The following is a 19974-nucleotide window of genomic DNA, read 5'->3' as shown; positions in this document are numbered from 1 at the left end:
AAATCAAAAAGAAAAGGATAAGGACTATGTCACGCCAAACACCGTCACTCTCATTTGAAGTGTTCCCTCCCAACCCAGCCGTGGGTAATGATAACATTATTTCTGCTCTTCAAGATATGCAGGAGTTGGCTCCCCACTTTATCAGTGTAACTGCCAGCAATAATAAATTTAATATCAAGGAAACGACGGTCCGTTTGGCTGATTTTATCCAAAATGACTTGGCGATTCCGACTATTGCTCACTTGCCAGCCATCTATTTGACCAAGGACAAGGTTGCTGAAACGATTGCAGACTTGGACAAGGTTGGGGTACAGAAAATCTTGGCTCTTCGTGGGGATATTATTCCCGATGTGGAACCACAAAAGGATTTCCACTACGCAACTGACTTGATTGAGTTCATCAAGGAACAAGCCCCTCACTTTGATATTGTTGGTGCTTGTTATCCAGAAGGTCATCCAGATTCACCAAATCAGATTTCAGATATTCAAAATCTTAAGAAGAAAGTGGATGCAGGATGTTCGAGCCTTGTAACTCAGCTTTTCTTTGACAATGAGCGCTTCTATGATTTCCAAGACAAGTGCATCTTGGCTGGGATTGATGTTCCTATTCATGCAGGGATTATGCCAATTCTGAACCGAAATCAGGCTCTCCGCCTCTTGAAGACTTGTGAGAATATCCATCTTCCACGCAAATTTAAAGCCATCTTAGACAAGTATGAGCATGACCCTGAGTCGCTCAGAGCAGCAGGACTTGCCTATGCAGTGGATCAAATCGTGGACTTGGTAACTCAGGATGTTGCCGGTGTGCATCTCTATACGATGAACAATGCAGAAACAGCAAAATACATTCATCAAGCAACACATGCCTTGTTTAATCATCAGTCTCTAGGATAATAAAAAGCAAACCATTCTTCTCAGCTGAGGGGAATGGTTCCTTTTTAATGGTAAAGACCGCACTTTTTAAGAAAAATATGATAAAATAGACTCTGTACGTACTTGATACAAAGATGAGGGTATTAAATAATACAATGCATTCAAACTGCAAGAATTAGCGACACGAGCGAGTCAAATCGATATTATTTGACGAGGGAGTTAGTAAAGCATTTAGCTAATCGCATGACAGCGATTAGCGTGAAAGGCTTAGATGCTTTAGCATCAATCCTTTCTAATGATTTGTATCTTGAGTAATTGAACACGGGCTAAATCCCTAGTGAAAAAGATAGATTTCCTGGTGTACATGGTACACTGCGTCAATCGAATGCTATCTTGTGTAATTGAACCCGGCCGAAAAGCTGTGTAAAAAAGATAAACTGTCTTGTCTTCATCGAAGACTTCGTCAGTTTCCTATTTTTACTTTGCTTTTGACGTCCTTGGTATCTTGATCTTTGTAGGCAAGGCGTATAATTTCATCAATCCAAAGGGGATTAAAATGACAAAACAAGTGTTTCAAACGACTTTTGCGGGTCGTGAGTTAATCGTAGAGACTGGTCAGGTTGCTAAGCAAGCGAATGGCGCAGTTGTCGTACGTTACGGTGAGTCAACTGTCTTGACTGCTGCCGTTATGTCTAAGAAAATGGCAACTGGAGATTTCTTCCCTCTTCAAGTCAACTACGAAGAAAAAATGTATGCAGCTGGGAAGTTTCCTGGTGGCTTTATGAAACGTGAAGGACGTCCTTCAACGGATGCGACTTTGACAGCGCGTTTGATTGACCGTCCAATCCGACCAATGTTTGCGGAAGGTTTCCGTAATGAAGTGCAAGTGATTAACACTGTGCTTTCTTACGATGAAAATGCTTCTGCACCAATGGCAGCTATGTTTGGTTCATCTTTAGCGCTTTCTATCTCAGACATTCCATTTGACGGACCAATCGCTGGGGTGCAAGTGGGCTATGTGGATGGTCAAATCATCATCAACCCTACGCAAGAACAAGCAGAGCAATCTCTCCTTGAGTTGACAGTAGCTGGTACCAAGCACGCTATCAACATGGTAGAGTCTGGTGCCAAAGAATTGTCAGAAGAAATCATGTTGGAAGCCCTTCTCAAAGGGCACGAAGCAGTCAAAGAATTGATTGCTTTCCAAGAAGAAATCGTTGCAGCAGTCGGTAAAGAAAAAGCAGAAGTAGAATTGCTTCATGTAGATGCTGAATTGCAAGCTGAAATCATAGCAGCCTACAACAGTGACCTCCAAAAAGCGGTCCAAGTAGAAGAAAAATTGGCTCGTGAAGCTGCAACTCAAGCAGTCAAAGACCAAGTAACTGCTGTTTACGAAGAAAAATATGCGGACCACGAAGAATTTGACCGTATCATGCGTGATGTGGCTGAAATCTTGGAACAAATGGAACACGCTGAAGTGCGCCGTTTGATCACAGAAGATAAGGTGCGTCCTGACGGTCGTAAGGTTGATGAAATCCGTCCTTTGGATGCGGTTGTTGACTTCCTTCCTCGTGTGCACGGCTCTGGTCTCTTCACTCGTGGACAAACTCAGGCTCTTTCAGTCTTGACCTTGGCTCCGATGGGTGAAACTCAAATCATTGATGGTTTGGATCCAGAGTACAAGAAACGCTTTATGCACCACTATAACTTCCCTCAATACTCTGTAGGGGAAACTGGACGCTACGGTGCGCCAGGTCGTCGTGAAATTGGTCACGGTGCTCTTGGTGAGCGTGCCCTTGCTCAAGTCTTGCCAAGTTTGGAAGAATTCCCATATGCTATCCGTTTGGTAGCAGAAGTCTTGGAATCAAATGGTTCTTCATCTCAAGCTTCTATCTGTGCGGGAACGCTTGCCCTTATGGCTGGTGGTGTGCCAATCAAGGCGCCAGTAGCAGGGATTGCCATGGGTCTCATCTCAGATGGAAATAATTACACAGTCTTGACAGATATCCAAGGTTTGGAAGACCACTTTGGAGACATGGACTTCAAGGTTGCTGGTACTCGTGACGGGATTACAGCCCTTCAAATGGATATTAAAATTCAAGGGATTACTGCAGAAATCTTGACAGAAGCCCTTGCCCAAGCCAAGAAAGCGCGTTTTGAAATCCTTGATGTGATTGAAGCAACCATTCCAGAAGTTCGTCCAGAATTGGCTCCAACTGCTCCGAAAATTGATACCATCAAGATTGATGTGGACAAGATTAAGATTGTCATCGGTAAGGGTGGAGAAACCATCGACAAGATTATCGCTGAAACAGGCGTTAAGATTGATATCGATGAAGAAGGAAATGTGTCTATCTACTCTAGCGACCAAGATGCCATCAATCGTGCTAAAGAAATTATTGCCGGTTTGGTCCGTGAAGCCAAAGTGGATGAAGTTTACCGTGCTAAAGTCGTTCGTATCGAGAAATTTGGTGCCTTTGTCAACCTCTTTGACAAGACAGATGCCCTTGTTCATATCTCTGAGATGGCTTGGACGCGTACCAATAATGTTGAAGACTTGGTAGCAATCGGGGATGAAGTTGATGTTAAGGTTATCAAGATTGATGAAAAAGGACGTGTGGATGCTTCTATGAAAGCCCTTCTTCCTCGTCCTCCAAAACCTGAACGTGATGAAAAAGGTGAAAAATCAGAGCGTCCTCACCGCCCACGTCATCACAAGGACCACAAACCTAAGAAAGAATTTACAGAAACACCAAAAGATTCAGAATAAGAAAAGGAGAAATGTATGGGATGGTGGCGCGAAACCATTGATATCGTAAAAGAAAATGATCCAGCGGCCCGCACCACTTTGGAGGTTTTGCTGACCTATCCAGGTGTCAAGGCCTTGGCGGCCCACCGTCTCTCGCATTTTCTCTGGAATCACGGCTTTAAACTTCTTGCTCGTATGCATAGTCAGTTTTGGCGCTTTTGGACTCAGATTGAGATTCATCCAGGTGCCCAGATTGATTCAGGTGTCTTTATCGACCATGGTTCTGGCTTGGTGATTGGAGAGACAGCTATCGTTGAGACGGGAGTTCTCCTCTATCATGGGGTGACTCTTGGTGGGACTGGTAAGGATGTTGGCAAACGCCATCCGACCGTTCGAAAGGGAGCTCTCATATCGGCTCATGCCCAAGTTATCGGACCAGTGGAAATCGGCGAAAATGCCAAGGTCGGTGCTGCAGCAGTTGTCGTAGCAGATGTTCCAAGTGATGTGACAGTGGTCGGAATTCCTGCTAAGATCGTCCGAGTTCATGGACAGAAGGATGAACCGACGATCCACGAAGTCGAAGAAAAACGAGAGTACTACGTCAATAAACTCGAGCAGGCTAAAGAAGCCAGTCACAGATCGTCTGGGTTGTAATTTATGATGATTCTTTTATCTATTAACATTTTTTAAAAGATGATATTCGACTGAGTAGGTCGTGAAGTAAAAGGGCGACTATCAGCCCTTTTCTTGCATTTATTTGATTCTTCTTTTACTTTTTAGAAAGGAGCAAGGGATTCCGAAGTGTAGAGATATTCGGACTGAAATTCAATTGAACTCTTAGTGATGAAACTAATTGTTCTTGGATTTTGGATTTCCTGACTATGATTTATGATTAAAATCTATGACACCATGTCTCGTGATTTGCGAGAATTTGTCCCAATTGAGGACGGCAAGGTCAAGATGTATGTTTGTGGGCCAACCGTGTATAACTATATCCACGTGGGGAATGCCCGCTCAACAGTGGCTTTTGACACCATTCGTCGCTATTTTGAGTATCGTGGGTACGAGGTTGCCTATATTTCCAATTTTACGGATGTGGATGATAAGATTATCAACCGTGCCAAGGAAGAAGGTATAACGCCTCAGGAGGTTGCGGACAAGTACATCGCTGCCTTTCGTGAGGATGTGACGGCCTTGGGTGTCAAACCTGCGACTCGCCATCCGCGTGTAGTGGAGTTTATGGCGGATATCATCCGCTTTGTGGAAGACTTGATTGAAAAAAGTTTTGCCTATGAGAGCCAAGGGGATGTTTACTTCCGTGTGGAAAAATCCCACAACTATGCCAAATTAGCAAATAAAACCTTGGAAGATTTGGAGCTAGGTGCTTCAGGTCGTACCGATGAAGAAACGGCTCGTAAGGAAAATCCTGTAGATTTTGCCCTCTGGAAAGCTGCCAAGCCAGGCGAGATTTCTTGGGATAGTCCTTGGGGACCTGGTCGTCCAGGCTGGCACATCGAGTGTTCAGTCATGTCAACAGAGATTTTGGGCGACACCATTGATATTCACGGTGGTGGAGCTGACCTAGAGTTTCCACACCACACCAATGAAATTGCCCAGTCAGAAGCCAAAACTGGTCAGACCTTTGCCAACTACTGGATGCACAATGGCTTTGTCAATATCGATAATGTCAAGATGTCCAAATCCTTGGGCAACTTTATTACAGTGCATGATGCCCTCAAAACCCTCGATGGGCAAGTGCTTCGTTTCTTCTTTGCGACTCAGCATTACCGCAAGCCAATCAACTTTACAGAAAAGGCAGTGCGTGATGCAGAGACCAATCTCAAGTATCTGAAAAACACCTACGAGCAACCTTTTACAGGAAATGTGGACGCCCAAGAGTTACAATCCTTTAAAGATAAGTTTGTAGCGGCTATGGATGAGGATTTCAACTCTGCCAACGGTATTACAGTAGTCTTTGAAATGGCCAAGTGGATTAACTCTGGCAATTATGATGCAAGTGTTAAGCAAGCTCTTGCGGATATGTTAGAAGTCTTTGGAATTGTCTTTGTTGAGGAAGTTTTGGATGTAGAGATTGAAGACTTGATCCAAAAACGTCAAGAAGCGCGTGCAAATCGTGACTTTGCGACAGCGGATCAAATCCGTGACCAATTGGCTGCTCAAGGAATTAAGCTCCTTGATACCAAAGATGGAGTGAGGTGGACACGTGATTGATGTCAATCTCATTAACGGGATTGCGCTAGCTTTTGAAGGAGATGCGGTTTATTCCATGTATATTCGCCGCCACCTCATCCTCAAAGGCATGACCAAACCCAATAAACTCCATCAAGAAGCGACCAAGTATGTTTCAGCCAAGGCTCAAGCTCGCCTGATTGCCCTCATGTTGGAGGAGCAAGTTCTAACGGAAAAAGAAGAAGAAATCTACAAACGTGGTCGCAATACCAATAGCCACACCAAGGCTAAAAATGCTGATGTAGTGACTTACCGTATGTCCACAGGTTTTGAAGCCGTCATGGGCTATCTCCATATGACTGCTAATCTAGAACGTCTTGAGAGCTTGATTTCGTGGTGCATCCAAAAAGTGGAGGGCTAGGACATGATGGCAAAAGAACTACAAGACTGGTTTCCTGAAGCTCAGATTTCAGACCAACCAGTAGAGAAAGAAGGCTATCTCACGCTCCCTTTAGCTTCTCAGCAGTGGATTTTGCTGGAGGAAGCTGGTCTCAGTGAGCGTGAAAAGCAGTTGGTTGCCCTGTTGACCCAGCAGGAGCAAGCTCGTTCGCTCAATCCTTGGTATTCTTATCTGGTTGAGGGGAAGGGACAGGCACCGAAAACTTTTAAAAAGATTCAGTTGGTTTATTGTCATCTTTCCTATTTTCAGCAGGAAAATCTAGCTTCTTGGCTAGATATGATGCGGACTCTTTTTCCCAACTGTCAGACGGTGCTTCAAGTCGGAGCTCAGGATTATGTTTTCGTGCTTCAACAAGATAGATATACCTCTGTACGAGCTATTTTAAGTGATACGATTGAAGCGGTTGAGTATGACTTTGGACTGCGTCTCTCTATCATGTTAGGTCAGGTTTGGTCTCAGACAGGACATCAAGCCCTATCAGACTTAATCAAAGCGGAGCGCGATTTGTTTAAGACTTGGTGGCGTCAAGGTCACCAAGGTGTTCATACTTTTTCTCAGCTCTATCTTTGGAGTATGGGAGAAAGACTCGTTGACCTGAGAGTCATTAAAGAATGTCTGCACCAGATGATTTTGGATCAAGATCAGATTCAGGAAATCATTCTTTCTCTTTGGGAAAATAGTGCTGTCTTAACTAAAACAGCCCAGCAACTCTATCTGCACCGTAATTCTCTTCAATACAAGATTGATAAATGGGAAGAATTGACAGGGCTTCAGTTGAAGGAATTGACTGACCTGACCTTGTGTTATCAGTTGATTTTACCAGATATTTTATAAAGTTTTGTGCAAGTTGCACAGAACTTTTTTATTTTTTTGGTCACCTTGCCATAGAAAAGTAAAGCGTTTTCATCTATAATAAAACTATCAAAAGACAAAAGGAGTTCACCTCATGGTAGAATTGAATCTTAAAAACATTTACAAAAAATATCCAAACAGCGAACACTATTCAGTTGAAGACTTCAACTTGGACATCAAAGACAAAGAATTTATCGTTTTCGTAGGTCCTTCAGGATGTGGTAAATCAACAACTCTTCGTATGATTGCTGGTCTTGAAGATATCACAGAAGGAACTGCATCTATCGATGGCGTGGTTGTCAACGACGTAGCTCCAAAAGACCGTGACATTGCCATGGTATTCCAAAACTACGCTCTTTACCCACATATGACTGTTTATGACAACATGGCTTTCGGTTTGAAATTGCGTAAATACAGCAAAGAAGACATCGACAAACGTGTGCAAGAAGCAGCTGAAATCCTTGGATTGAAAGAATTCTTGGAACGTAAACCTGCTGACCTTTCAGGTGGTCAACGTCAACGTGTTGCCATGGGTCGTGCGATTGTCCGTGATGCAAAAGTATTCTTGATGGACGAACCTTTGTCAAACTTGGATGCAAAACTTCGTGTATCTATGCGTGCTGAAATCGCTAAAATCCACCGTCGTATCGGAGCTACAACTATCTACGTAACTCATGACCAAACAGAAGCGATGACACTGGCAGACCGTATCGTTATCATGTCAGCAACTAAGAATCCTGCTGGTACAGGTACTATCGGACGTGTAGAACAAATCGGTACTCCTCAAGAAGTTTACAAAAACCCAGTTAATAAATTCGTAGCAGGCTTCATCGGAAGCCCAGCTATGAACTTCATCAATGTGAAATTGGTTGGTAGCGAAATTGTTTCTGACGGTTTCCGTTTGAAAGTTCCAGAAGGCGCATTGAAAGTTCTTCGTGAAAAAGGCTACGAAGGTAAAGAATTGATCTTCGGTATCCGTCCAGAAGACGTGAATGCAGAACCTGCTTTCCTTGAAACATTCCCAGAATCAGTTGTCAAAGCTACTATCTCAGTATCAGAATTGCTTGGTTCAGAATCTCACCTTTACTGCCAAGTTGGTAAAGATGAATTTGTTGCCAAAGTTGATGCTCGTGACTACTTGCAAACAGGTGCAACAGTTGAACTTGGATTTGACTTGAACAAAGCACACTTCTTCGATGTAGAAACTGAAAGAACGGTTTACTAAGATAAAAGAAACTTAAAACACTGCTAGAGAAATCTGGCAGTGTTTTTTGAGATGTGGATTGATTGAGAGGGAATTTTCTAGTTTTCATATTCTTAAAAAAGTGATAAAATGGTAGGAAGAATTGGAGAGTAGAGATGCCGAAAGAAGTGAATTTAACAGGCGAAGAAGTTGTCGCTTTAACCAAAGAATATTTAACGGAAGAGGATGTCCATTTTGTCCATAAGGCCTTGGTCTACGCGGTGGAATGCCATAGTGGTCAATATCGCAAATCAGGTGAGCCTTATATTATTCACCCCATCCAAGTGGCAGGTATTTTAGCTAAGCTCAAGCTGGATGCTGTAACGGTAGCTTGTGGTTTCTTGCATGATGTGGTGGAAGATACTGATGCGACCTTGGACGATTTGGAAAGAGAGTTTGGTCCTGATGTGCGGGTGATTGTTGACGGGGTTACCAAGCTTGGTAAGGTCGAGTACAAATCAATCGAGGAGCAGTTGGCTGAAAATCATCGCAAGATGCTCATGGCCATGTCTGAGGACATCCGCGTTATCTTGGTTAAACTGTCTGACCGCTTACACAATATGCGGACCCTGAAACATCTTCGAAAAGACAAGCAGGAGCGTATTTCCAAAGAAACTATGGAAATCTATGCGCCGCTTGCCCACCGTCTGGGGATTTCTAGCGTTAAATGGGAATTGGAAGACCTATCTTTCCGTTATCTTAATCCAACTGAGTTTTACAAGATTACCCATATGATGAAGGAAAAACGCAGAGAGCGTGAAGCCTTGGTGGATGAGGTAGTTACAAAATTAGAGGAATATACGACGGATCGTCACTTGAAAGGGAAGATTTACGGTCGTCCTAAGCATATTTACTCGATTTTCCGCAAAATGCAGGATAAGAGAAAACGTTTTGAGGAAATCTATGACCTGATTGCCATTCGCTGTATTTTAGATACCCAAAGTGATGTTTATGCCATGCTTGGTTATGTACATGAGCTTTGGAAACCAATGCCAGGTCGTTTCAAAGACTATATCGCTAACCGCAAGGCCAATGGTTATCAGTCTATCCATACGACTGTCTATGGGCCAAAAGGGCCGATTGAATTCCAGATTCGGACCAAGGAAATGCACGAGGTCGCTGAGTACGGGGTTGCAGCTCACTGGGCTTATAAGAAGGGCATCAAGGGGCAGGTTAACAGCAAGGAATCAGCTATCGGGATGAACTGGATCAAGGAGATGATGGAGCTCCAAGACCAGGCTGATGATGCCAAGGAATTTGTGGACTCTGTGAAGGAAAACTATCTGGCTGAGGAGATTTACGTCTTTACCCCAGATGGAGCTGTCCGTTCCCTTCCAAAAGATTCAGGACCGATTGACTTTGCCTATGAAATCCATACAAAAGTTGGGGAGAAAGCGACGGGTGCCAAGGTCAATGGTCGTATGGTTCCACTGACAACCAAGCTCAAGACAGGGGATCAGGTTGAAATTGTCACCAACCCCAACTCATTTGGGCCAAGCCGTGACTGGCTCAATATGGTCAAGACCAGCAAGGCGCGTAACAAGATTCGTCAGTTCTTTAAAAATCAAGATAAGGAATTGTCTGTCAACAAGGGTCGTGAAATGCTGATGGCTCAGTTCCAAGAAAACGGCTATGTAGCTAATAAATTCATGGACAAGCGTCACATGGACCAAGTTTTGCAAAAGACTAGCTACAAGACAGAAGAATCCCTTTTTGCGGCCATTGGTTTTGGAGAAATCGGTGCTATTACCGTCTTTAACCGTCTGACTGAAAAGGAACGCCGTGAGGAAGAACGTGCCAAGGCCAAGGCTGAAGCAGAAGAACTTGTCAAAGGTGGCGAGATCAAGGTTGAAAATAAAGAAACCCTCAAGGTAAAGCATGAGGGTGGTGTGGTCATTGAAGGTGCATCAGGCCTCTTAGTGCGGATTGCTAAGTGTTGTAATCCTGTTCCTGGTGACGATATTGTTGGTTATATTACCAAGGGTCGTGGTGTAGCTATTCACCGTGTGGATTGTATGAACCTGCGTGCCCAAGAAAACTACGAGCAACGTCTCCTTGATGTGGAGTGGGAAGACCAGTATTCTAGCTCAAATAAGGAGTATATGGCTCATATCGATATTTATGGCCTCAACCGTACAGGACTGTTGAACGATGTACTGCAAGTTCTTTCAAACACAACCAAGAATATTTCAACGGTCAATGCTCAACCAACCAAGGATATGAAGTTTGCTAATATCCATGTGTCCTTTGGCATTGCCAATCTCTCGACGCTGACCACGGTCGTGGACAAGATTAAGAGTGTGCCAGAAGTTTATTCTGTCAAACGAACCAATGGCTAATTGTCCTAGCTCTTACTAGAAAGGCTATTATGAAAATCATTATCCAACGGGTTAAAAAAGCCCAAGTGAGTATCGAAGGTCAGGTTCAGGGAAAAATCAATCAGGGGCTCCTATTGCTGGTTGGTGTTGGACCAGAGGACCAAGAGGAAGATTTGGACTATGCTGTGAGAAAGCTTGTCAACATGCGGATTTTTTCAGACGCAGAAGGCAAGATGAACCTGTCTGTCAAAGATATTGAAGGAGAAATCCTCTCTATTTCTCAGTTTACCCTCTTTGCGGATACTAAGAAAGGCAATCGTCCAGCCTTTACAGGTGCAGCCAAGCCTGATATGGCATCAGACTTCTATGATGCATTCAATAAAAAATTAGCGCAAGAAGTACCCGTTCAGACAGGCATCTTTGGAGCGGATATGCAGGTTGAACTGGTCAATGACGGTCCAGTTACCATTATCCTTGATACTAAAAATAGATAAGAAAGACCAAGCCCAGTCGGCTTGGTTTTTCTTATCTATCACAAAATACTCCAAAATGAAATCGGTTCCTGATATGCCTTGGGGAAATCTCTTTTCAGGCTTTGGATTATGCGGTAGGAGAAGATGAGGTGTCCTAAGATTAGGAGAGTTCCCTGAAGGAAAAGTGGCATACCACTTAAACATATCAAGGAGAGAATTATCAAGATATCCCATAGAATGATTTGTAAGGCAAAACGCCAGAATCTGAGTCTAATCTGGGAATAGAGTTGACTAAAGTGGTCACAAAGTTGGTTGGAAAGATAGGTCAATAGCACAGGATGAAAGAAAATGAGCCAACCGCTATAAATCAAAATCCAGTCCCAAGTAAGCCCCCCTTTAAATGTCAAAAGTGCAAGCATAATTCCATCTATGATAAGGAGTTGAATGGTTTTGATGGAGATGATTTTTTTCATGCTAAAACCTCCTTTTCCTTAGAGACACTTCCATAAAGAGATATGTTTGTCGTAAAAGTCTGGATAGTGTTCTCTTAGGTAGTCAGCCGTCATATAATATAAAGTAGAATGGCAAGCAGTGATGATTGGCATAAGAGAGTAAAAACGCTGAGAACTAATGAAGGCTAAGAGGACAAAAAATAGAAAATCAATGGAGAGAACCCCTAAATAGTAGAAGCGAATCTTTTTATTGATTTGAGGATAAATCTCAGCGAATTGATGTTTGAGTCGGACGACCAAGCGAAATAGTAGTAGACTCTGAGCAAGGAGGAAAATAAAACCAGAGAGCAAGAGCCAGTCCAAAGATGTCTCGGGTCTTTTGCTAAAAAATGCCAATAGTAGCAAATCGATAACTGCAATTGCTACGAAATGGAGTCTAAAGAGATTTTTCATAAGATGACCTCCCTCTTTTATCTAGCTTCATTCTACTCCAAAAGAATGGGAGTTACAAGTGAAATGATAAAAATAGCAGAAGGGAGATTCTCTTAAGTCGACTTGTTTTTTTATTTAAGTTTTCTTCTATTACCTAACTTCTTCATCATTCCAGACAAATAAAGCTCCGATTGCATTGAGGATATAAAAGATGTATTTTCCGATATTGGCAAAGTTTCCTTGAATACCAGCTTTTGTCAGCTGAACGAAATTGTAAATCAACCAGAAGCCCCACTGTGTTGTTAGTTTCAATGCGTTAAAAGCATTGGCAATGAGGGACAGTGCAAAGGCAATAGTTGTTACGTAGGCAAGGAGATTCATCTTGCCACCATAGCCGATATAGTTGGTCGCAAAGGCAAAGAGGAAGGCGATGATTGAAATGATGATGGCCGCTAATTTTACCTGTTTTTGGCTCATTTGGTTGGGTCTGCCTTCTTGCGAAGCTTCCCATTTCTTAATAGCAAAGGTATAAATGAGGAAGGTGACGGGATAGGTAATGATAGCTGCCTTATTTCCAAGGATATAATCAATAGCACCGGACAAAATGGTATTAACAATACCAAAGTAATTTCCCCATTTGCTTAATTTTCCCGTGAAACGAGTGGATAACATGGAAATCCCAACGTTGGTTACGGAAATCAATCCAAAGGGTACAAGTGCTGTCCATGGTCCCCAGTCTACAAATTTATCGAGGCGGGAGTTGAGGTAACCAGATGCAATCGCAATCCCAACGACCAAAGCAACGCCGAAGAGGTCAAACCATTTGGATGTCGCAAAAATTTTTAGTGATTTTTTCATAGGTTAAACTATCTTTCTTTTTTTTTACAAATATTCTACAACTAAATGAAAGTAAAATCAAATGATAGAAATAAAACCCTGAAAATAAAACTTTCAGGGTTGGTAGGGTGCTTGAGAAATTAGTCGATTTTTTCGACATAGAGTTGTTTGGCAATGTCCATACTTACTTGTAAATCCTCGTTTTTACTGAGGATAGTGAAGGTATTGCTAAAGCCATCAAACTGCTGGACTTGGAGTTGGTCACCGATGTGAAGTGAGTGCTTGTCCAGATAATGGAGAATGTCAAAACTATCGTGCACCCGAGTCAGGCGGTAGGCACCAGCTTCCTTGATGTCAGCTAGTGGCAGGTTATTGATTTCAACTAAGAGTTCTCCCTTGGCAGGAATAGTTCCTCCGTGAGGGCAGGTCTTGGGGAATCCAAGTAATTTTTCTAGTCTCTCCACGAATAAATCAGAGACAGTGTGTTCCAAGACTTCAGCTTCCTCGTGAATCTGGTCACTCGTATAGTCTAAATGATGGACTAGAAAAACTTCAATCAAACGGTGCTTACGATAGAGCTCAGAGACCAGTTTGAGGCCGATGTCAGTTAGTAGATAGCCGCATTCCTTGTCCTTGAGGATGAGATTTTCGCTCTTCATCCGTTTAATCATTTCAGTTACGGCAGGGGGAGAGACTTGCATACGAGCCGCAATTTCCTTGTTGGTAATCTTATGCAAATCTATGCCAATTTCATAAATACACTTTAGATAATCTTCTTTATTCGGGGTCATTCGTTTCCTCTTGTCTAATATCTTTATCTAGTATATCAAAAAAAGCTAGATTTCTCTAGCTATCTGCCACAATGGCTTCTAATTTAGTTCTTTAGCAGCTGCAATTGCGGCTTCGAAGTTTGGTTCAGAGTTGATATTGTCCACGTATTCAACGTAGCGAATAGTATTGTCAGTATCGAGGACAAAGACTGCGCGTGCCAATAAGTGCCACTCATTGATTAAGAGGGCATAATCACGTCCAAAGGAATGGTCGAAATAGTCTGAGAGCATGATGGCATTTTCAATACCTTCAGCACCACACCAACGTTTTTGGGCAAAAGGGAGGTCCATGGAAACAGTCAAGACAACCGTATTATCCAGTCCAGCCAGTTCTTCATTAAAACGACGCGTTTGAGTTGAGCAGATGCCTGTATCGATAGAAGGCACGACACTCAAGACTTTTTTCTTTCCATCAAAATCAGCCAGAGATTTTTTAGAAAGATCTGTTGTAGTGAGTGAAAAATCAAGTGCCTTGTCGCCGACTTGTAGTTGTTTACCTGTAAAGCTAACAGGATTTCCAAGGAAAGTTACCATAGGATACTCCAATCTTTTTTCTTCCATTTTAGCTGAAAAAGCTAGAATTTTCCAATTATTTGACCGGAAATATGGGAATAGAAAAAACGCCAATTCGAAAAAGAATGACGTTTTTCAGAGGCTTATACTTAATGAAAATCAAAGAGCAAACTAGGAAGCTAGCCGCAGGTTGCTCAAAGCACCGCTTTGAGGTTGCAGATAAAGCTGACGTGGTTTGAAGAGATTTTCGAAGAGTATTATTTTGCTAATCCTTCAGCAATCTTATCAAGATTGTATTTCATCATGTTGTAGTAGCTGTCGCCTTCTTTACCTTGTTCTGCGATAGAGTCAGTAAAGATTTGTGCATAGATTGGAATGTTTGTGTCTTGAGAAACAGTTTTCATTGGACGGTCATCCACACTTGATTCTACAAAGAGGGAAGGAGTTTTTGTTTGGCGAAGTTTCTCAACCAAGGTCTTGATTTGGTCAGGTGTTCCTTCTTCTTCAGTGTTGATTTCCCAGATATAGGCACTTGGGACACCATAGGCTTTAGAGAAGTATTTGAAACATCCTTCACTAGTTACAATGAGTTTTTTCTCAGCAGGGATGTTGTTAAATTTCTCCTTAGCTTCCTTGTCAAGTTTGTCTAGCTTATCAGTATATTCTTTGAGATTTTTTTCGTAGAATTCCTTGTTGCTAGGGTCTTTAGCGCTCAATTGTTTGGCGATGTTTTTAGCAAAAATCATTCCATTCTCAAGGTTAAGCCAAGCGTGTGGGTCTTCTTTGCCTTTTTCGTTTTGGCCTTCAAGGTAGATAACATCAACGCCTTCGCTGACTGCAAAGTAGTCTTTGTTTTCAGTTTTCTTGGCATTTTCTACCAATTTTGTAAACCAAGCATTGCCACCTGTTTCAAGGTTGATACCGTTATAGAAAATCAAATCAGCTTGAGAAGTTTTCTTAACATCTTCAGGTAGTGGTTCGTATTCGTGTGGGTCTTGACCAACAGGAACGATACTGTGAAGATCAATCTTGTCACCAGCAATATTTTTAGTAATATCAGCGATGATAGAGTTTGTAGCAACAACTTTTAGTTTTTGACCAGAAGCTGCATCTTTTTTTCCGCTAGCACATGCTACGAGAACAATGGCGGAAAGAAAAAGAACCAACAATGTACCTAATTTTTTCATTAGATCCTCCAATTTATTGGGGCTTTACCCCTTATTTTAACAAATGTTTATTTTTTAGTTTCAAATATCGTTGTTTTGGAGCGATAAAGAAGCTAATGAGAAAGAAACTAGCGGCTGTAAGCACGATACTAGAACCTGCCGCAACGTTAAAGCTATAACCGATAAAGAGTCCCAAAACTGAAGCTGTAGCTCCAAAGGTTGAGGAAAGGAAAATCATGCTTTTCAGGCTATTAGCATAAAGATAAGCAGTTGCAGCTGGGGTAATCAGCATGGCTACAATCAGGATAGTTCCGACACTTTGCATGGCTGTCACAGACACGAGAGTCAGGAGTACCATGAGAAGGTAGTGATAGAAATTGACAGGCATTCCCATGGCTTTGGCCAAGAGTTCATCAAAGGAAGTTATCAAGAGTTGCTTGAAGAAAATCCAGATTAACAAGAGAATGATTGCCCCAACACCCATAGTAATAAACATATCCGTATCTTGGACGGCTAGGATATTACCAAAAAGGATATGGAAAAGGTCAGTTGAACTTTTAGCGACACTAATCAAGATGATACCGAGGGCTAAGAAAGAAGAAAAGGTAATGCCGATGGCGGTATCGCTTTTGATAATCGAGTTTCCCTTGATGTAGGTAATGATGATAGCAGCTAGCAGTCCAAAGACAATGGCTCCGATAAAGAAGTCAAGGCCCAAGATAAAGGAGAGGGCTACACCTGGTAAGACAGCATGTGAAATGGCATCTCCCATAAGTGACATCCCGCGTAGGATGATGAAACATCCAACAGCTCCAGCTACGATCCCAACGACAATAGCTGTTATCAAGGCATTTTGTAAGAAATGGAATTTTTGCAATCCATCGATAAATTCTGCAATCATAGGTCACCTCCATTGAAAAAGAGTCGATTACCGTAAGCTTCTTTGAGATTGGCTTCGGTAAAGGTTTCTTTGGTCGGACCAAAGGCAATCACTTCTCGATTGACAAGTAAGACTTGATCGAAGTAGTGGGAAACCTTGCTGAGATCATGGTGAACGATGAGAACCGTCTTACCAGCTTTTTTTAAATCTCTCAGCGTATTCATGATGATTTCTTCACTGACAGAGTCAATCCCAACAAAAGGTTCATCCAAGAGGATATAATCGGCTTCCTGAACCAAACATCTGGCAATCAATACCCGCTGGAATTGACCTCCAGACAGTTGACTGATTTGCCGTTCTGCGTAGTCAGCTAGACCGACGATTTCAAGGGCTTCCTCTACTTTTTTCCAATGTTTAGCATTTAAACTACGAAAGAGAGGAATAGAGGGAAATAGTCCTAGTGAGACACATTCCTTGACCTTGATGGGAAAGTTGTAGTCGATATTGATTTTTTGTTCGACATAGGCAATTCGGTGTAAGGATTTTTTAACTTCCTTGTCATCGAGAAATGCCTGACCTTGATGTGGGATAATTCCCAGCATACCTTTTAAAAGTGTTGATTTTCCAGCACCGTTTGGACCAATGATACCTGTAATTGTTGGTCCTTGGAGCACTAGTGAAATATCCTTAAGTGCCAACGTTTCTTTGTAGGAGACACTGAGGTTTTCGATACGTATCATACAGTTGTATTCCTCCTGACTCTTAATATACCTTAAAAAAAAAATTAAGTCAAGTTAATTTTTGAAAAATTTAAAATAATAACTGAAAAATGAAAGAAAAGGAAAGTTCATTTTTAATTGCATTCCCAGGTAATTTTTGTTAAGCTAGCAATAACTTAAAAAAATGAAAGTGAGAACAAGATGACACGTTATCAAGATGATTTTTATGATGCTATCAATGGAGAATGGCAGAAAACAGCTGAAATCCCAGCAGATAAGTCTCAAACGGGAGGTTTTGTTGATTTAGACCAGGAAATTGAAGACCTGATGTTGGCGACAACAGACAAGTGGTTGGCAGGAGAAGAAGTGCCTGAGGATGCTATTTTAGAAAATTTTGTCAAATACCATCACCTAGTTCGTGACTTTGATAAGAGAGAAGCTGACGGTATCAAACCTGTTTTGCCTCTTCTTAAAGAGTTCCAAGAATTGGAGACTTTTGCGGATTTTACAGCTAGACTAGCAGAGTTTGAACTTGCAGGAAAACCTAACTTCCTTCCTTTTGGTGTATCGCCAGACTTTATGGATGCTAGAATCAATGTTCTATGGGCTAGCGCTCCAAGCACAATCCTGCCAGACACGACCTACTATGCTGAAGATCATCCTCAGCGAGAAGAGCTCTTGACTCTTTGGAAAGAAAGTAGCGCAAATCTTCTCAAGGCTTATGATTTCTCTGATGAAGAAATTGAAGACTTGCTAGAGAAAAGACTAGAATTGGATCGCCGAGTTGCAGCAGTGGTGCTCTCTAATGAAGAAAGTTCAGAGTATGCTAAACTCTACCATCCATATTCATATGAAGATTTCAAAAAATTCGCGCCTGCCTTACCTCTGGATGACTTCTTCCAAGCGGTTCTTGGACAAGTGCCAGACAAGGTTATTGTAGACGAGGAACGTTTCTGGAAAGCAGCAGACCAATTCTATAGTGAAGAAGCTTGGCCTCTCCTCAAGGCAACCTTAATTTTAAGTGTTGTGAATCTCTCAACCAGCTATTTAACAGAAGAAATTCGTGTCTTGTCAGGTGCCTATAGCCGTGCGCTTTCAGGAGTTCCGGAAGCCAAAGACAAGGTCAAGGCAGCCTACCAGTTAGCACAAGGTCCATTCAAACAAGCTTTAGGTCTTTGGTATGCCCATGAAAAATTCTCTCCAGAGGCTAAGGCAGATGTAGAGAAAAAAGTGGCAACTATGATTGATGTCTATAAGGAACGCTTGGCTAAAAATGACTGGCTGACTCCTGAAACTCGTGACAAGGCCATCGTCAAACTCAATGTCATCAAGCCTTATATCGGTTATCCAGAAGAATTGCCAGAACGCTATAAGGACAAGGTAGTGGATGAAAATGTTAGTCTTTTTGACAATGCTCTAGCCTTTGCGCGTGTGGAAATCAAACACAGTTGGAGTAAGTGGAACCAGCCTGTAGACTACAAGGAGTGGGGCATGCCTGCTCATATGGTCAATGCCTACTACAATCCACAGAAGAACCTGATTGTCTTCCCGGCGGCTATTTTACAAGCACCTTTCTATGACTTGCATCAGTCATCTTCTGCTAACTACGGTGGTATTGGAGCAGTTATTGCCCATGAAATTTCCCACGCCTTTGATACCAATGGAGCTTCCTTTGATGAAAATGGTAGCCTAAAGGATTGGTGGACAGAGAGTGACTATGCTGCCTTCAAGGAGAAAACACAAAAAGTTATTGACCAATTTGATGGACAGGATTCTTATGGTGCAACCATTAACGGTAAATTGACTGTGTCAGAAAACGTGGCTGACTTGGGAGGAATTGCTGCAGCGCTTGAAGCAGCCAAGCGAGAACCAGACTTCTCAGCAGAAGAGTTCTTCCATAACTTCGGTCGCATCTGGCGCATGAAAGGTCGTCCAGAATTTATGAAACTTTTGGCTAGTGTCGATGTGCACGCACCAGCCAAACTCCGTGTCAATGTGCAAGTACCAAACTTCGATGATTTCTTTACAACCTATGATGTCAAAGAAGGAGATGGTATGTGGCGTTCACCAGAAGACCGCGTCATTATTTGGTAATGAATTGAATCTAATACTAAAATCCGTAAATCTATATAGGATGGGTTAAAGAGGTTAATATGAAGAAATTTTTAATGATATTTTCAGCTATTCTTACTGTTTTTGTTTTAGCATCTTGTGGTGCAAACAAAAAAGATGAAAAAATAGAACCTTCGGCAACACAATCATCTTCTACCAAAGAGGAACAGAAGGAAAGCTCTACGAAGTCAGAGAGCCAAACTAGTACAAGTTCTTCAATGGCAACGCCACCAACAACAATGGAAACGAAAAGCGAAACAGGAAAAGATTTGTACAAGGAAGTAATAGAGCGGTACAATCATTATACAGACCTTTTAAAGCAAGGTAATAGAGAAGATTTGTACGAGGAAAATAAACAACACAAGATTGCTTCAGATGAATATGGTTTGATTTTCTCTCGAATGGATTATAAAAATGCACCAGATTGGAAATATGTTATTGCTGATTTGAATAAGGATGGTCAAGACGAGTTACTTATTGGAGATGAAAAATTTGTTTCAGCCATTTACTATTTAGAGAATAAACAACCCAAGTTGCTTCATACAGCTTATGTAGCTTCTGCAGGTGGTTTTCGTTCCAGTTTAGTTATTTATGAAAACGGTCAAGTCAGATATGCAGACTGGCAGTCAACACGACCAGAAATGAACTTAAGTCTGTATGCTTTTAATAAAGATGGAGTGCAGAAGATTAAAGAAGGAATCTTTCAAATTGGTAGTGATCAAAAGCCAGAGCAAATCTTAGGGATTTCTTCTAATGAACTTGATTTAGCTAAATTTGAATGGAAAGAATTTGCCCCAGTCAACTAGTATTTGATGAAATTTAAAACTAGGCTAGATTCTAAAGTCACAAAATAGCAGTACACAAAAACCAAGGATA

The 19974-nt window shown here is 41.9% G+C and carries 20 protein-coding genes; 11 read left to right on the top strand and 9 right to left on the bottom strand.

Annotated features, from left to right (window positions below):
• Positions 1 to 26: 26 nt before the first annotated feature.
• The 9 genes from metF to dtd all read left to right on the top strand — a co-directional run bounded on the left by metF (position 27) and on the right by dtd (position 11178).
• The gene (gene metF, locus D8855_RS03915) at positions 27 to 893 is read left to right on the top strand and encodes a methylenetetrahydrofolate reductase [NAD(P)H] (protein WP_125416143.1); all 867 of its coding nucleotides are present in this window, start codon (positions 27 to 29) and stop codon (positions 891 to 893) included.
• Between the two features lie 535 nt (positions 894 to 1428).
• Positions 1429 to 3642 (top strand): polyribonucleotide nucleotidyltransferase, encoded by a 2214-nt coding sequence (gene pnp, locus D8855_RS03905; RefSeq protein ID WP_084923720.1) that lies wholly within the window; start codon positions 1429 to 1431, stop codon positions 3640 to 3642.
• Positions 3643 to 3657: 15 nt separating this feature from the next.
• Positions 3658 to 4275, top strand: coding sequence for a serine O-acetyltransferase (gene cysE, locus D8855_RS03900; protein ID WP_125416141.1), 618 nt, complete (start codon positions 3658 to 3660; stop codon positions 4273 to 4275).
• A gap of 234 nt (positions 4276 to 4509) precedes the next feature.
• Entirely contained in the window at positions 4510 to 5853 is a 1344-nt protein-coding gene (gene cysS / locus D8855_RS03890) for a cysteine--tRNA ligase (protein ID WP_125416139.1), read from the top strand.
• Positions 5846 to 6232 (top strand): Mini-ribonuclease 3, encoded by a 387-nt coding sequence (locus tag D8855_RS03885; RefSeq protein ID WP_049511045.1) that lies wholly within the window; start codon positions 5846 to 5848, stop codon positions 6230 to 6232. The genes cysS and D8855_RS03885 overlap by 8 nt, the downstream gene beginning before the upstream one ends.
• A 3-nt stretch (positions 6233 to 6235) precedes the next feature.
• Positions 6236 to 7105, top strand: a complete 870-nt coding sequence (locus D8855_RS03880) for a helix-turn-helix domain-containing protein (protein ID WP_049488337.1) — start codon at positions 6236 to 6238, stop codon at positions 7103 to 7105.
• A gap of 112 nt (positions 7106 to 7217) precedes the next feature.
• On the top strand, positions 7218 to 8348 hold the full coding sequence (locus D8855_RS03875; protein ID WP_000229953.1) for an ABC transporter ATP-binding protein: 1131 nt from the start codon (positions 7218 to 7220) through the stop codon (positions 8346 to 8348).
• Positions 8349 to 8482: 134 nt separating this feature from the next.
• Positions 8483 to 10705 (top strand): RelA/SpoT family protein, encoded by a 2223-nt coding sequence (locus D8855_RS03870; protein WP_120769873.1) that lies wholly within the window; start codon positions 8483 to 8485, stop codon positions 10703 to 10705.
• Between the two features lie 29 nt (positions 10706 to 10734).
• Positions 10735 to 11178: a D-aminoacyl-tRNA deacylase gene (gene dtd / locus D8855_RS03865; protein WP_049552187.1), complete on the top strand. Its 444-nt coding sequence runs from the start codon at positions 10735 to 10737 to the stop codon at positions 11176 to 11178.
• Between the two features lie 38 nt (positions 11179 to 11216).
• Here dtd and D8855_RS03860 read toward each other — a convergent pair whose 3' ends face one another.
• The 9 genes from D8855_RS03860 to D8855_RS03815 form a co-directional block, all read right to left on the bottom strand.
• Positions 11217 to 11630, bottom strand: a complete 414-nt coding sequence (locus D8855_RS03860) for a hypothetical protein (protein WP_125416137.1) — start codon at positions 11628 to 11630, stop codon at positions 11217 to 11219.
• Between the two features lie 18 nt (positions 11631 to 11648).
• The gene (locus tag D8855_RS03855; protein WP_125416135.1) at positions 11649 to 12062 is read right to left on the bottom strand and encodes a hypothetical protein; all 414 of its coding nucleotides are present in this window, start codon (positions 12060 to 12062) and stop codon (positions 11649 to 11651) included.
• A gap of 129 nt (positions 12063 to 12191) precedes the next feature.
• Positions 12192 to 12899, bottom strand: a complete 708-nt coding sequence (locus D8855_RS03850) for a nicotinamide mononucleotide transporter (protein ID WP_180364271.1) — start codon at positions 12897 to 12899, stop codon at positions 12192 to 12194.
• A complete protein-coding gene (locus D8855_RS10950; RefSeq protein WP_042898761.1) occupies positions 12856 to 13038 on the bottom strand; it encodes a hypothetical protein in 183 nt (60 codons plus the stop codon). Before D8855_RS10950 ends, D8855_RS03850 begins: the two co-directional genes overlap by 44 nt.
• A complete protein-coding gene (locus D8855_RS03840) occupies positions 13019 to 13669 on the bottom strand; it encodes a metal-dependent transcriptional regulator (RefSeq protein ID WP_004263083.1) in 651 nt (216 codons plus the stop codon). Before D8855_RS03840 ends, D8855_RS10950 begins: the two co-directional genes overlap by 20 nt.
• Positions 13670 to 13747: 78 nt before the next feature.
• A complete protein-coding gene (tpx, locus tag D8855_RS03835) occupies positions 13748 to 14242 on the bottom strand; it encodes a thiol peroxidase (RefSeq protein ID WP_033682328.1) in 495 nt (164 codons plus the stop codon).
• 236 nt (positions 14243 to 14478) lie between these two features.
• Entirely contained in the window at positions 14479 to 15408 is a 930-nt protein-coding gene (gene psaA, locus D8855_RS03825; RefSeq protein WP_033682181.1) for a metal ABC transporter substrate-binding lipoprotein/adhesin PsaA, read from the bottom strand.
• A gap of 31 nt (positions 15409 to 15439) precedes the next feature.
• Positions 15440 to 16288 (bottom strand): metal ABC transporter permease, encoded by an 849-nt coding sequence (locus D8855_RS03820; RefSeq protein WP_125416133.1) that lies wholly within the window; start codon positions 16286 to 16288, stop codon positions 15440 to 15442.
• Positions 16285 to 17007 (bottom strand): metal ABC transporter ATP-binding protein, encoded by a 723-nt coding sequence (locus D8855_RS03815; RefSeq protein WP_000619162.1) that lies wholly within the window; start codon positions 17005 to 17007, stop codon positions 16285 to 16287. Before D8855_RS03815 ends, D8855_RS03820 begins: the two co-directional genes overlap by 4 nt.
• Before the next feature lie 180 nt (positions 17008 to 17187).
• Here D8855_RS03815 and pepO point away from each other — a divergent pair, with 180 nt between their 5' ends.
• Both pepO and D8855_RS03805 read left to right on the top strand, forming a co-directional pair.
• Complete coding sequence (pepO, locus tag D8855_RS03810; RefSeq protein ID WP_125416131.1) at positions 17188 to 19080, top strand: endopeptidase PepO; 1893 nt, start codon at positions 17188 to 17190, stop codon at positions 19078 to 19080.
• Between the two features lie 59 nt (positions 19081 to 19139).
• Positions 19140 to 19904 (top strand): hypothetical protein, encoded by a 765-nt coding sequence (locus D8855_RS03805; protein WP_094753187.1) that lies wholly within the window; start codon positions 19140 to 19142, stop codon positions 19902 to 19904.
• Positions 19905 to 19974: the final 70 nt, after the last annotated feature.

It is taken from the genome of Streptococcus mitis, assembly GCF_003942685.1.
In the GTDB taxonomy this organism is placed as follows: domain Bacteria; phylum Bacillota; class Bacilli; order Lactobacillales; family Streptococcaceae; genus Streptococcus; species Streptococcus mitis_CD.
This window is presented reverse-complemented; position numbering and strand designations above follow the sequence as displayed.